Annotated in this window: 9 protein-coding genes and 1 pseudogene; 5 read left to right on the plus strand and 5 right to left on the minus strand. The window is 65.4% G+C overall.

Translation table 11 applies throughout. The features are described 5' to 3' along the window. Positions 1–190 precede the first annotated feature (190 nt). Together CZ322_RS02175 and CZ322_RS10200 are read right to left on the minus strand one after the other, a co-directional pair. Positions 191–745: an NADPH-dependent FMN reductase gene (locus CZ322_RS02175; RefSeq protein ID WP_200807162.1), complete on the minus strand. Its 555-nt coding sequence runs from the start codon at positions 743–745 to the stop codon at positions 191–193. 93 nt (positions 746–838) lie between these two features. Beyond that, positions 839–2,257, minus strand: coding sequence for a choice-of-anchor M domain-containing protein (locus CZ322_RS10200; RefSeq protein WP_087070030.1), 1,419 nt, complete (start codon positions 2,255–2,257; stop codon positions 839–841). Between the two features lie 124 nt (positions 2,258–2,381). Here CZ322_RS10200 and CZ322_RS10070 point away from each other — a divergent pair, with 124 nt between their 5' ends. Both CZ322_RS10070 and CZ322_RS02190 read left to right on the plus strand, forming a co-directional pair. After that, entirely contained in the window at positions 2,382–5,477 is a 3,096-nt protein-coding gene (locus tag CZ322_RS10070) for a choice-of-anchor M domain-containing protein (protein WP_087070031.1), read from the plus strand. Positions 5,478–5,609: 132 nt separating this feature from the next. Further along, positions 5,610–6,422 (plus strand): carboxymuconolactone decarboxylase family protein, encoded by an 813-nt coding sequence (locus tag CZ322_RS02190; RefSeq protein ID WP_087070032.1) that lies wholly within the window; start codon positions 5,610–5,612, stop codon positions 6,420–6,422. Between the two features lie 337 nt (positions 6,423–6,759). Here the strand turns inward: CZ322_RS02190 and CZ322_RS02195 are convergent, their stop codons facing one another. Then, positions 6,760–8,481 carry an MFS transporter gene (locus CZ322_RS02195; protein WP_087070033.1) on the minus strand — a complete coding sequence of 574 codons (1,722 nt, stop codon included), beginning with the start codon at positions 8,479–8,481 and terminating at the stop codon, positions 6,760–6,762. A gap of 36 nt (positions 8,482–8,517) precedes the next feature. After that, positions 8,518–9,732, minus strand: a complete 1,215-nt coding sequence (locus tag CZ322_RS02200) for an amidohydrolase (RefSeq protein ID WP_035276970.1) — start codon at positions 9,730–9,732, stop codon at positions 8,518–8,520. A 160-nt stretch (positions 9,733–9,892) separates the two neighbouring features. Here CZ322_RS02200 and CZ322_RS02205 point away from each other — a divergent pair, with 160 nt between their 5' ends. The 3 genes and pseudogenes from CZ322_RS02205 to CZ322_RS10305 all read left to right on the plus strand — a co-directional run. Beyond that, positions 9,893–10,888, plus strand: coding sequence for an acrylyl-CoA reductase family protein (locus CZ322_RS02205; RefSeq protein ID WP_087070034.1), 996 nt, complete (start codon positions 9,893–9,895; stop codon positions 10,886–10,888). 92 nt (positions 10,889–10,980) lie between these two features. Next, a complete protein-coding gene (locus CZ322_RS02210) occupies positions 10,981–11,952 on the plus strand; it encodes an L-lactate dehydrogenase (RefSeq protein ID WP_087070035.1) in 972 nt (323 codons plus the stop codon). Positions 11,953–11,967: 15 nt separating this feature from the next. Then, positions 11,968–12,291 (plus strand): annotated as a pseudogene (locus CZ322_RS10305) (DNA-3-methyladenine glycosylase); the annotation flags it as partial. Positions 12,292–12,330: 39 nt separating this feature from the next. On the opposite strand, the gene pulA reads toward CZ322_RS10305, so the two are convergent. Next, the coding region (gene pulA, locus CZ322_RS02220; protein WP_234984422.1) for a pullulanase-type alpha-1,6-glucosidase at positions 12,331–14,543 on the minus strand (2,213 nt) is incomplete at its 5' end.

A 14,543-nucleotide genomic window follows, 5' to 3' on the forward strand; every position in this document is an offset into this window, starting at 1 on the left:
TATTGTGGTCACTTCAATTTAGACCACTAGATATAGTGTCGCATTGTGGGCACCTAGGACTTAAGGCTCGCCGCAGTGGTGTACGTCATAACGACGACGCCGCACCTTTCCCACCAGCGTTCTGGCCACGAAAAAACACCCCCGAGCCGGCCGGAGCCAACTCGGGGGTGCGCTACGCGATGAGCGAGATTTACTTCTTCTCGACCAGGGCCACGAAGCGGTCAATATAGCCGCGCACGAAGTCCGCGGTATCGGCCTTCAGCTTGCCGGACTCATCGAAGAGTTCCGGGGAACGGCCCAGGAACACTTCGGGCTGCCCGGGCATGGGCATATCGAAGTAGGAAAGCGCCAGGCGCAGGTTCTTCTGCGAGCTGTAGCCGCCCATGCGCCCCACCGAATGGCTGATAATGCCGGCCGGCTTGTTCTTCCAGGCCACATCGCTATTGGGCTTGGAGCCGATGTCCACGGCGTTCTTCAGGCAAGCCGGCACGGTGCGGTTATTTTCCGGCGTGACGAAGAGGATGCCATCGCTGGCCTTAATGGTTTCCCGGAAGCTGGTGTAGCTTTCGGGCAGGGGTACGTCCGTCACAGCTGCGTCGTCGTAATCGAAATTGTAAAGCGGCAGGTGACCGATCTCCACAATCTCCACCTGGTACCCTTCGGGGAAATAGCCGGCCACTTCGCTCGCGATTTTGCGCGCGTAGGAACCGCGCCGCAAACTACCCACCAGAATTGAAATCTTCATAAGTATCCCGCGCTTTTCACTCGTGTATTGACTGGGTGTGCCGCGCCCGGCCGCCGCCACAGGCGCCGAAGCGGACGCTGCCACCATCATAGGCTAGGCCCGCTTGCGGGTGTACAGCACCACCCCACCCACGCAGAGGAGGGCCAGGGTGACCGAGAGCGGGTCGATAACCTCGGAGCCGGAATGGGCGAGGTTATTGCCGAGCTTCTTGCCTTCGCGTTCCAGCTGGGCGATTTGCTCGGCGGAAAGTTCGCAAGGTTGGCCATCCGCGGTGCGGCCTTCCCACACCGTTTCGGTGCCGCCGCCGCTCGAACCGAACCACTGCTGGCCCACCAGCTGCCCGAAGGTACCCGATTCGAATACAGCCATCTTGCCGGGGCCGGACACGCTGGTGACACTCAGGGTGAGCTCGCCGGTGGTCGCTTCGCGGAAGCTGGGATGCTGGGTATTCGCGCCGAGCCACGGCACACCGGAGACCTGGCTGGAGGAAATCATGTAGATGCGCTCGCCGGCGCTCGCCACGAAATCGATGCCGGCCGGGGCGGTGGTGGCCGCGGCCTCCCCCAGCCCGAAGCTCAGGGAAGCCGGGTCAACCCACTGCCCGGAATTATCGTCCTTGACGGCGGCGCGCAGCTGGCCGCCGTCCACCACCGCGCCCAGGTCGTAATGGCCGCTATTGGCGGGGGCACNAGTAGATGAATCGCCCGGCACGCCAGCGGCGCCGTCGTTCCCACTACCGGAACCACTACCGGAACCACTACCGGAACCACTACCGGAGCCATCGTTATCGTGACCCTGCGCGGCCGCAATCGCCGCGTCGCCCACCGCCCAGGTGTAGGTGCGGGCGGGCGCGGTGAGGGTGCCGGCGGGAGTATCCACTTCGGCGCGGACCGTCATGCGGTAGGTGCCGGGCGCGGAGAAGAGCCAATTGGCGTGCTGGTGCGCGGGTTCAGGCTGGGCGATCACGCTACCCGGCCCCATCTGGAAGCTCGGGGCGCCGCCGGCGTCGCGCAGAATCGGGTTGAGGGTAGCGAAATTCGTTTCCCACAGGAAGACCTTGCCGGGACCTTCGAGCTGCTCCACTACGAAACGCGCCGCGGTGCCGCCGAGCTGGCGTGCCGCACCGGAATCCCAGCCGGGCCATACAATTCCGGGCTGCTGCACCTGGTCGAGCAAAAAGCCGGGCGTACCCAGCTGCGGAACCTCGGCAGATTTGCTAATGAACGTTCGCTCCACTACCCCGATCACGGTTTCTTCGGGGGCGCGCTCCACCCCGGTACCGGTGGCATCTTCCTTGAGATTGAGGGAGATGGTGCCATCCGCCCCGGCGGTGATATTGAAGAGGTCCATATGCCCGGAGGTGAGAACGGTGGGCTGCCCGGCCCCCGCCCCCGCGGGCGCTGCCGGCGCCGGTGCGGCCTGGGCGGCAGGAAGGAATGCTCCCCACCCGGCCAGGAGCGCCGCCATGGCGCCCGCCAGCCCCGCCGCAGCACGCCGTGTGAGTGCTGTCATGACTTTCCTTTCCTTGCGGTACTTGCGCCACCTAGCCTATTTGATAACAATAATGATTATCAATAAGGGGTGATGTGGTTGTCTCTCACCCGGACTGCCGCACACCGAAACGGAAAGAGACAGAATGGCACGACGCCTCCTCGCGGCCCTGGCCGCCGCCGCACTCACCGCCGGGATAGCTCCGGCCGCCGCGGCCGCCCCGGATGACGGAAAGATTGTCACAACGACGGCGCACGTTGACGCCCCCAAGGTTTTTTGGGAAAACGGTACGTTCGTGCTGAAAAACGAAGCCTATGACGAGCTGTATCCGCTGGAGAAGACCGTCAATTGGGTGGGGCGCGGCTACGCGCGCTCCGGCTCGAATCAGGGCGGGCAGCAGTACATTTTCCTGCCCCCGGATAACGAGGCTTACGGGCATCTGCGCAAGGTGGCCGAGCGCTGGTATTCCGCGCCGGGCATGCCCAGCGGCCCCTTCCCTATCTGGGCCGGTTTCGGTGCGGATGCCGCCATTCCGGTGGAGCAATTCCGCAACGGCACCTTCGCGCTAGAGCTGACCAAGTTCGACGGCCCGGGGCGCATGGAAGCCTTCATGACCAATATGGACCTCTACCTCCCGCTGTTCTCCAGCCACGAGACGGGGCGGCGAGTCTCCTACCTGGTGCCCGGCAGCCACACCCATAACGAGACCGCTTTTACCAAGCCGGGGCGCTACACCCTGACCTACCGCGCCATCGCGCGCGGGGTGGACGGCAAGATTATCGCCTCGCAGGAGATTCCGTTTGTATGGCAGGTGGGTGGCACCCGCCCGGCCAAAGAGGCGGGCCCCGATCTGGCTACCGCGTTCAATGCTGCCCCCACCGGGGATACCTCCGGTTACCGTTTCTCCCTCGCCCCGTACGAGGGCCGCGAGCATGACGCGGATGACCAGCTCACCGAACTGCGTTTCGATGCCGGTTCGGAAACGGTAGCGGGGAAGGTGCAGTTCTTCCTGGATGGTTACTTCTTGGCTGAAGTCCCGGTGGAGAAGGGGAAGGCGCGCTGGGCGGAGATGATCGGCTCGGGCGCCTCGAATTTCCAGGCGGTTTTCGTGCCCGCCGCCCCGGGAACGCAGGGCGCGGCCGGCGCGCCCAAGGCCGACGACGCAGCCAATTCGGCTCCCGGCGCTCAGGCCACCACCGGGGCCCGCTGGATATCCGCCCCGGTCTCCTACACCTTCGGGGCGGCCGAGGCCGGCACCTCGGAGAGCGCCGCGCAGCTGCCTGAACCCCATTCGCAGGACCCGGCGCCGGCCATGGAGGGCGGGGAGTATACGCCGTCGTCCTTCGATTACACGGTACGCACGGAAAAGACGGCCACCGGAAACGTGACCACCTCGGTTGCTTTCGCGGATCCGAAGGTGCGCGCGTACGTGCACGGCGGCTACTACGCGAAACCGGAGGATAAGTACCCCGATTGCGAAGTGAATATGGTGACGGATTCGCGCGGCGTGGCCACCGTGACCCAGGGCGATTCCTGGTGCGAGGGCTACCATCTCAAGCTCAGCATCGACCCGCATCCGGAAGTGAATATGAGCGCGGCGGCGGACGTGCGTTTTGGCACCATGGATTTGAGCGCCCCGCAAAGCTATTCCGGGCGGCTCGCCGCGGCTCCCGCGATTGGTACCGGTACCCAGCCAGCCCCCGCACCGCAACCTGAACCGGCGCCGGGGCCAGGACCAAATCCCGCGCCGAACCCGGGTCCGAATCCTGCGCCAAACCCGAACCCGGGACCAAACCCCGGCCCGAATCCGCCTGCGCCGGCGCCCACACCTTCTGTGTCGCCTAGCGCTCCCGCACCAGCTCCCGCACCGCAGCCTGCCCCGTCGCGCACCATTTTGCGCCGCGGCCACGTGGATCTGCAGGCGGTGCCGGGTGAGGGCGGCCCGGGTGTCACCCTCAAGGACGATACCCTCGAGCACGCCACCACCTCGGTGCAGCGCGATGTGAGCACGGTGGCGCTGGCGGTTCCTGATTCGGCGAAGTCCCCGCGGGCGAAGGGCGCGGCTTTTGATTTCCTCGGCGCGGAGGGCGAGCGGATCTACCAGCTGCCCCAGAACTGGGATCGTTCGCATATTTGGCCCGGGTGGTCCACAGAGAGCTACCGCAAGCCCACGCGTTTCCACGTGGAGCCGGAGTCGATTCCGGCGGGCGCGCAGTATCACGCCTACGCGCTGAGCGGCTTCGGGAACGTGGATCGGCTTTTCGACGCCTCGAGCACAGCCCTTGACCTGCCCGATCCCACGCACCAGCACGCCGGTTGGGCCTTCACGCAGCCGGGCGTGTACGTGCTGCGGGTGTGGTACGACGACGCCGCAGCCGCGCCGGAAGCTTCCGGCGCGGGCGGGGCCAATCGGGCGGGCCGCCTAGTGTTCTTGGTCGGGGATGAGACGATCGCCGGTTACGAGCAGGGCACCGTGAGCATCCCCGGCGATCCCGCCGCTCCCGAACCGGGCGGTGCGGATCATCCCTCCGCGGATCCGAATCCGGGCGGCAACCCCGGCGGCACGCCGAATCCGGGCGGCAACCCCGGAGGTAACCCTGGTGGCAACCCGGGCGGCACCGTTAATCCGGGTGGTGCGCCCACGCCGGGCGCCACTCCCGCACCGCAACCGTCGGCCACACCTGGAACCCCGGGGGATATTAGCACGCAGAAACCAACTTCGCAGCCGGGTATCCCCGGCATGGGAAATAATCCCGGAAATAAGCCGCTAACCCCGGCCGGGCCGCCCGCGCCCGCCCCACTTCCGGAGAATCCCGGGGCAAAGGTGCTGCCGCCGAGCGGCAACGCACCGCTCGGCCCCGGTGGCGGAGCCACCCTCACGGGTACCCAGGTAGTTGGCGCACCGCAGTCCGGTGGCGGCGGGGCACCGCGCCCCCTTTCCCCCGCTCCGGCGAAGGCCGGTGGGCCGGCAGCCAGGAAAGCGGCGGCCCCCTCCGCTACGCCGTCGGCGAGTGCCACGCCCGGTGCTGGCACGCCCTCCGGTTCCGCCTTCGTTGGCATGCCCAATGGCGTGGCGGGCCAGGGTAACCAGGCGGCTGCCGGTGCGAATGCGGACGCTTCGGCGAGCGGCTGGGATCGGAGCATTAAGCTGAGCACCCTGGCGAAGATCATGGGCGTGATCGCTTTGTGTGCCCTGTGCCTGGGCGGCGGCGTCGCCCTGGAACGCCACCGGCGCAAGTAACGCACCTATGAACGGACCGGGCCACTAAGGCTCGCCCCTACACCCCGGCGCACCCGAGACCGGATGCGCCGGGGTGTAGTCTGTTTTTGGCTGGGCAAAGGCGTCGGCCATACGTGAAGGAGATGATCTCAGGTGAGTGAGAAGATTACCCAAACCGCGGGCCGTGACCAGCTGGGAGATTTTGCCCCGCTTTTTGCCGAGCTCAATGACGATGTTCTTTTTGGGCGGGTGTGGAATCAACCCGCGCTATCTCTCAAAATGAAGTGCGTGGTCACGGTGGTGGCTCTCATGGCCTCCGGGATCACGGATTCTTCGCTGCGCTATCACCTGGAGAACGCCAAGAATCACGGGGTGACCCGGGAGGAGATCGCTGCGATTATCACGCATGCGGCCATGTATGTGGGTTGGCCGAAGGCCTGGGCGGTTTTCAATCTGGCGAAGGACGTGTGGAGTATTGACACCGAGGTTGCGGGTGCGGATGGTAGTGATGGCGCCAATCCTGGCACGGATACGCTAAGTGCCAAGGAACGCCACGCGCGCGAATGCCTCTTCCCCATCGGTGCACCCAATGACGGTTTCGCCCAGTATTTCATCGGGCAGAGCTACCTCGCGCCGGTTTCCACCAGCCAGGTTCCCATGTACAACGTGACGTTCGAGCCGGGTTGCCGCAATAACTGGCATATTCACCACGCCTCCAGCGGCGGCGGCCAGATCCTTATCTGCGTGGCCGGCCGCGGATTCCACCAAGCCTGGGGCCAGCCGGTGGAAGAAATGCTGCCCGGGGATGTGATCAACGTTCCGGCGGGCACCAAGCACTGGCACGGGGCCGCGCCCGATAGCTGGTTCTCCCACCTCGCTGTGGAAGTTCCCGGCACGGATACCTCCAACGAGTGGCTTGAGCCGGTGAGCAATGCGGAGTATGCGCGGCTGACTGCGCGAGGCTGACCGCCCAAAATTCACACCTCATCCATCGAAGATTACCGGGCGGGTGGTATTTTTCTGAGCTGTACTTCGCATGTACGACATATGCACTACAGCTCTGAAAACACATGCCTCCCCCGCAGGGTGTGATGTGATTATTGAGGTCAGTGGGAAAATACCATCATCGGGATTGCCACGTGAGGAATCTGGACCGCTTCGAAAGCACATCAGCATTAACGGGGTGTGGGTGCGCACCGCAGAGATCTGCAATACGCACCCACACCTATGTAAATATGCCTACGCGTGCGGCAGTCACACCCGCCGCCCGCGCACCCGCTCCGCGAGCGCGCCGCGCGAAGAACTACGCCTTCTGCTTCTCCACCAGGGCCTGCAAAGCCTTGGTGTCCAAGCCGGAGAGTTCGTCCACGAGCAGCTGGCGCTCCAAGCGCTGGAGATCGCGCAGCGGCAGCTCGGACAGGCGCGCGATAATCTCCTGGCGCTCGTCGTCCGGGGCGAGCTGCGGGGCCGGAGCCGCGCTGGGAGCCGAAGCACCCGCGGTGGCAGAGCCCCCACCCTTGGGTACCGTCGTCGTAATAGAAACAATGGCGAGCAGCAAGAACACCAAAGAAACACCCAAGGCGACCATCGCGGCCAGGCGAATCGAGGAGTTATCCGTACGCCCGGACATCGCGATCACGTCCGGCACCGGGGCGCCCTGCAGCCCGTAGAAGACCGCCAGCGAAATCGCGGTACCGATCGCCCCACCCAGCGAGGAGGCCATCTTGTAGATACCCGAACCGGAACCGGCCTGGGACGCCGGCAGGTTCGAGAGCGCCGCGTCCGTGGACGGGGTGGCGTAGAAGGCCAGGCCCAGACCGAAGAGGCAGTAGGCGATTACCGCCATGAGCACGTACTGGCCGATAAGCAGGTGCGTGGTCATGAGCAGCCCGCAGGCCACGATGGTAATGAGGCAGCCCCAGATCATCGGCTTGCGCGGCCCGAAACGCTGGAGGAGTTTCTCGCCGATACGGATGAAGGCGATAATGCACACGCCGTAGCCCAGCGACAGCAGGCCGGCATCGAACGCGGTGTAGAGCGAGCCGTCCGCCTTGTGCCCGGCCAGCTGGATGACCTGCTGGCTAATAATGAGCATGCCGATGGTGCCGTTCACCAGGAAGTTGGAGATCGTGGCACCCGTGAAGGTGGTGTTCTTGAAAAGCGCGAAATCAATGAAGGGGTTCGCCTGCTTGCGTTCCCACCCGAAGAAGAGCGCGTAAGAAACCACCGCGAGCGCGGTGAGCAGGAGCGTTGCCGCGCTGCCCCAGCCGAGTTTCGAGCCGTAGAGCAGCACGATCATGAGCCCGAGGGTACCGGCGATGAAGAGCACCAGGCCGATGGCGTCGAAGCTCTTGCGCGGGCCGGTGCTTTCCACCCGGTTTTCCGGGGTGCCCAGGATCATGAGGAAGGCGAGCACGGAAATAATAATCGAGGCGATGAAGATTCCGCGCCAGCCCACGAATTGCACCACGGTGCCCCCGAAGATCGCGGCCAGGCCGGAGCCACCCCAGGAACCAATCGACCACATGGACACCGCGCGCTGGCGGGCCGGGCCATCCCAGTAGGCCTTCACGAGGGCCATCGAGGCCGGCATAATGCAGGCCGCGCCCAGGCCCTGGATCGCGCGCCCGGTCAGCAGCAGCGGCAGCGCCACGCCCCCGGCCGCGAAAATGAGCAGCAGCGAACCGGCTGCGTTGAGCACAATCCCGAGGAGGGTAATACGTACGCGCCCGATTTTATCGGCCAGGCCGCCCATGAGCACCATGAAGAGGCCGGAGAACAGGCCGGTAATGGACACCGCGAGGTTCATCCCGGCCGCGTCCACGTTACCGAGGTCCTCCATAATATTGGGTGCCACGGTGGCGGCAGTTCCGGCAAACAGCCAGAAGGTCACCACCGCGAGGACGATGCCCCACAGCAGTTTTTCGGTGCCGCGGTAGCCGGTTTCTTGCGGCGGGTTACCGGCCGGCGCCGTGCCAGCCTGCGCCGTACCGGCCGGCGCCTTTGCGCCATTGGTGGTAGCCATAGTTTTATCCTTTGTCATCGTGGAAATGTGGTCCCGCTAGTCCCGCGCCAGCCAGGCGAGCGCGGCAACGGCCGCGGCTTCGGTGCCGGTGGCGAGGGTGGGTTGGAGAACCGGCCCGAAGGCGGGGTTGTGATTGGGGTAGGTGGGCGCGCCTTCCGCGAAACCACCGAAGCCCCAGTAGGTGTAGGGAATCCCGAAGGCGTCCGGGATCACGCTGAAATCTTCGGAAGCCGATACTTCGCCGCAGTCCATCACGCGCTCTTCCCCGAAGTGTGCCAGGAATGCCTGGGTGACCTTGGCGGTAGTTGCGTCGTCGTTATTAGTAAGCGGGTAGGAATCGTAGATCTCAAATTCCGGTGCCTGCGGGGCGCGGGCCGCTTCGCATTCGGCCGTGACGGTGCGCTTAATGCCATCGAGGAGCTGTTCGCGCACGTCCATGTCGTACGCGCGAATATTAATAAGCAGGGTGGCCGTGTCCGGAATAATATTTGATTTGCTTCCGGCGTGGATGGAACCCACGGTCAGCACCGCCATCTTGAAGGGATTAATTTCGCGCGCCACCACGCTCTGGAGCCGGGTCACCACGGCGGCGGCCAGCACTACCGGGTCGATACTCAGATGCGGCATGGAGCCGTGCGAGCCCTTCCCGTGCAGCGTCACCTTAACGGAAGCGCCGGTGGAAAGAATCGCCCCGGCGTGGGTGCCGACCTGCCCCGCGCGCATCGGCCCGGCCAGCACGTGCTGCCCCAGAGCCACATCCGGCGCCGGAATCTTATCGACCAGGCCGTCGGCCACCATGGAGCGCGCCCCGGCCGCGGTTTCTTCCCCGGGCTGGAACAGCGCGATATAGGTGCCGGCCCAGGCCTCGCGGTTTTCCGCGAAAATACGGGCCGCGCCCAGGGCGCAAGAAATATGGAAATCGTGGCCGCAGGCGTGCATGGCCGGGACTTCATTGCCGTCCGCGTCCGTGCGCGTCTGCGTGGATGCGTATTCGAGCCCGGTCGCTTCCTTGACCGGGAGCCCGTCAATATCGGCGCGGAACAGCACCGCGGGCCCCTCCCCGTTTTCCAGCACACCGACGACGCCGCCGCCGATCCGCTGCGTTGCGTACCCGAGGCGCGTCAGTTCCGCGTCGATAGTGTCACACGTTTCTTTTTCCTGCATAGAAAGTTCGGGATGCTGATGCAGGTGGACATAAAGCTCTTCTTGCCAGGAGGTGAAAGAATCCACCGCCTCTTTAATGTTGATCATGAATCACCTTTCCGCCAGGATAGGGCGGGACCGCCATCGTTGCGAATGCGTGGAAGTAGCGGCCGGCCCTATCTGCGCCTTGTGCCCGGCTCACGCGCCGGGTCTACTTCAGATAGTAGCGGTAAAAGCACCTCGCGTGCCGCGCCGGTACGCTTAATGCATGGCTACTATTTTTGTGCGGTGCGACGACGCAGCCGCGCCCACGCTCACTTTCGATACTCAGGCCGGTGGAGCGAATGCAGCTCCGTTCGGGGAAGGCGATGTTCTCCTCGATATTTCCTGGTCCTCCCTCAACTACAAAGATGCGCTGTGCTTGAAAGGGGATCGGGGTGTGGCTAGGGTCAGCCCGCTTATTCCCGGTATTGACGCGGTGGGGACGGTGCGGGAGGCCGGCCCGGATAGCCCGGTGCGCCCGGGGCAGCTGGTCAGTGTGAACGGGGCGGGCCTGGGTGAATTCCGGCACGGGGGTTACACCCCGCAGCTGCTGGTGCCCGGGGAGGCCTGCGTGCCGGTGCCGGAAGTTTTTAGTGCCGCGCAGGCGGCGGCCCTGGGAACGGCGGGGTATACGGCGGCGCTGTGCGTGCTAGCGCTTAGTGATCACGCGGTGAAGGCCGGCCCCGTTGTGGTAACCGGGGCGAGCGGCGGGGTCGGGAGTATTGCGCTCCACCTCCTCGCGCGACTTGGCTATGAGCCGGTGGCGCTGACCGGGCGGGCGGAGCGCTTCGGGGATTTCTTGCGCGGGCTCGGGGCCAGCGAGGTGCTTGAGCGCTCGGAATTCGAGGAACCTTCCGCCCGGCCGCTACAGAAGGCCCGCTTTGCGGGCGGGGTGGATACCGTGGGCGGGCAGGTGCTCGCGAATCTGCTGGCGCAAATCCGCTGGGGCGGGACGGTGGCCGCCTGCGGCCTGGCCGGCGGAACCGCGCTGCCCACCACGGTGCTGCCTTTTATTTTGCGGGGCGTCACTCTGGCCGGGGTGGATTCGGTACGGGCCCCGCGCGAGCTGCGCCTGCGCGCCTGGGAGCTGCTGGCCGAGCACGTGGATACGGGCGTGCTCGATTCCCTCACCCACGTTATTGAGCTGGAGGAGGTTCCCGCAGCTGGGCGCGAGCTGCTGGCCGGTCAGCGTTACGGGCGCACGGCGGTGCGGGTCAGCTAAGGGCGGGGCAGCTCAGGACGGTGGTGCCGCGGGCCGGCGAACGGCCCGTAGCCCCGGCTTGGCGCATCCCGCACCGGCTAAAATAATGAAATATGATTGACCAGCGCACTGAAGGCTCAAAGGTTTCTATTATTGGCGCCGGGGCGGTGGGCACCTCCCTCGCCTACGCCATGCTCATTAAAGGCGTGGCCCGGCATGTTGTTCTCCAAGATATCAACGCACAAAAAGTGCATGCCGAAGCTCTCGATCTTATGCACGGCGGCCAGTTCATGCCGACCGCCAAAATTGAGGGCACCGATAACGTAGAGGCCACCGCGGATTCCGATGTTATCGTCATTACCGCCGGGGCACGCCAGCGGCCGGGCCAGTCCCGCTTGGACCTTGCGGGCGCGAGTGTGGCGATGATGCGCTCCATTGTTCCCCCACTTGTTGAGCTCTCCCCCAACGCGATTTTCGTCGTCGTCGCCAATCCTGTGGACGTGGTCACCCAAGCCGTCCTCAAAATCTCCGGGCTGCCGCCCGCGCGCGTTTTCGGGACCGGTACCGTGCTGGATTCTTCGCGGCTGCGCCAGCTCATTTCGCAGAAGTTCCACGTGGCGACCTCGAATGTGCACGCCTATATGTGCGGCGAACACGGGGATTCCGAGACTCCCATGTGGTCGATGGCATCGATTTCCACGGTGCCGATCCGCGAATGGGAGCTGCGTTCCGGCCCGGTCACCGATGAACTCCTCGACGGTATCGCCGACCGCGTCATCAACGCCGCCTACGAAGTGATCGAAGGGAAGGGCTCCACGAATTACGCCATCGGGTTGGCGGCCTCCCGGATTATCCAGGCGGTGCTGCGCGACGAACGCGTGGTGCTTTCCGTCTCCCGGCTCATGACCGGGTGGAACGGGATTTCCGGGGTGTGCATGTCCGTGCCCACCATCGTGGGGGCGCGCGGCGCGATCCGGCAGATCGATATGAAGCCCTCGGATGCGGAACTGGAATCCCTGCGGGCCAGCGCCGCGCAGATTCGCGAGGCTCTTTCCAACCTCGAGGGTATGGGCGACGACGCCTAGGAGGCTGCAGGCATCGTGTCAGCAAGCGTCGCGGATCTGAGCCGGCCGGCTGATGAGCTGGCCCCGCTGCTGCTGGGCGCGGTGGTGGGCGACGGCACCGTGGCGGTGCGCCTCACCGAGGTGGAAGCCTACCTCGGGGCGGAGGACCCTGCCTCGCATGCTTTCGCCGGGCCCACCCCGCGCGCCCGGGTCATGTTCGGGCCACCCGCCCACCTCTATGTCTATCTCAGCTACGGCATCCATCGCATCGGCAATATCGTCTGCGGGACGGATGGCCAGGCCAGCGCGGTACTTTTGCGCGCCGGCGAGGTCGTGGCCGGGCTGGAGGAAGCCCTGCGGCGCCGAACCCGGCCCGGGGCCGCTCCGCCCNTCCCACCGTCAGCGGGCGGCATTCAGCAGGAAGACCGCGACGGAGCGCGCTGGCACAGTAACGGTGCCGCTGATAAGCGCGGCGGCGCGAACTGCGTCGTCGTACCCATGAAGCTGAATGGGCGAAAGCTCATAGGTTTCCGTGACGCCCTCGATTTTTTCCGTGATGGGGCGCGGGGAGGCGTTGAAGGCGATGATGATGCCGGCGAGCTGCGGGTCGATATCCGGGCCGGCGGTGTCGTCGATGCGCATGATAATGAGGCCAGGGGTGGCGCCCCGCCCGCCGTTGGGGAAACTCACTTTCGCGCGGATGAGCTCCGCGCTTCCCAGGGTGATGAGCGGGCTGGAATGGCGCAGGCGCAGCAGGTCGCGGGCAATGGCACTCGCGCGGGTGATCTGTTCCGGGCTGGGGCGCAGTTCGGGGCGCGCCAGCAGCGGCCGGATGACCGGCCAGGATGCTTCGTTGCGGCTGGCGGGCGGGAGGCCCACCCCAAAATTATTGCTCTGCCCGGAGAAATCCAGGCGGTTGAAATGGTCCCCGGAATTATAGGAATCCCGATCCAGGGACTTCGAGCGGAGCAGCTCGGTGCCCGCGTGCCAGAAAGCCGGGGCCTGGCCGAGCGCCACCGTAGCCAGGGCGAGCAGCGCCATCCGGATGCGGTCATCGGTGCACAGGGAGAGCGGCAGTTTGTAGGCGCCAATATCCCACAGGGTTTCGTTATCGTGCGCGTCCACGTAGTTGACGGCTTCCTGGGGTTGGGAGGCGAAACCGGCGGGCCGCCCGCCGTAATCCAGCTCAGCGCCGCTTCTCCACTCCCCGGTGTGGGTGCGGAAGCGAAAATCGCGCAGGGCACCGGCCAGGGAGAGTTTAACCAGGTCAGTGGCGTGCCCGAGGCGTGCGCGATTCTCCTCCGGAGAGCACGGGCTGTTGCCATTCGGGTCGGTGAACAGGCCGGTCCCGTAGCCCTGGTGGTGGCGTTTATCGGAATCGAAAGGCCCGCCGCCGTGGACGGCATCGCGCAGGCGATCATTGAAGGCCCCGATCCCGGTGCCGTTCAGCTCCAGCTGGGTGGCCTGGCGGAAACGCGCGTTATCGGCCACCTCCCCGAAATTCCAGCCCTCCCCGTAGAGGTAGATACGCGCGCCGTCGATACCGTCGCGCTCCACCGTGAGGGCATCGAGAGCTGCCCGCACCGCCTCCATATTTGCCCGCGTATGGTGGCCCATGAGGTCGAAACGGAAACCGTCCACGCGATAGTACTTGGCCCACAGCACCACCGCATCGACCATGAGTTTTTCCGCCATGAGATTTTCGGTCGCCACATTCGGGCAGCACGTCGAGGTTGCGACGGTGCCGCGCGCGTCCAGCCGGTAATAGTACCCGGGCACCACTTTATCGAGGACAGAGGCCGGCGCCCCGCCCGCTGCGGCCGTGTGGTTGTAGACCTGATCTAGTACGACGCCGAGGCCAGCCGCATGCAGCCCTCCCACCATGGCACGGAACTCTTCGATGCGCGCCCCGCCATTGGGCTCTACTGCGTAGCTACCTTCCGGTGCCAGGTAGTGGAACGGATCGTAGCCCCAGTTATAGGCATCGGAATCCGCCACCGCGCTCACGGCCTGCTGCTGGGCCGGGGAATCCGGGGCGGCCGGCGGGATCCGCGGGATCTTCTGGTTCTCGGGGCGTTCGGGAATAGTGGCGATATCGAAGGTGGGGAGGAGGTGAACGGTGGTCATCCCGGCCGCCGCCAGGGCGCGCAGGTGGCGCATCCCGGCCGAATCCGGCAGCGTGAACGCACCGTATTTTCCGCGCAGGTGCTCGGGCACGGTGGGATCCGACATTGAAAAATCGCGCACGTGCAGCTCATAAATGGTGTGGGCGGCCGGGTTAGTGAGGGTGCGCTGCGGTGCAGTGCGCCACAGCTCTGGATGGTAGGCCGGGTCTCCTAAATCCACGAAGACGGCGCGCTCGGAATCCACCGTGAGGGCCACCGCGTAGGGGCCGGTCACCCGGTAGGTCACCACGGTGCCCGCCCGGGGTTCCACAACCTCGACCTCGAAAAGATAGCTGGCGTTCTTCCAGGCCGGGGTGCCATGCGCGTGCCAGATACCCAGCCCATCGCGGGTCATGGCGTGCGTGGTGGTGCGCGAGGCGGCGGCGCGGGTGGCGTCGCACGTGGCGGGGCTAGCGGTGCACGCAGCGGCGCCAGTGACGGGGCCAG

It is taken from the genome of Actinotignum timonense (genome assembly GCF_900155575.1).
GTDB lineage: Bacteria > Actinomycetota > Actinomycetes > Actinomycetales > Actinomycetaceae > Actinotignum > Actinotignum timonense.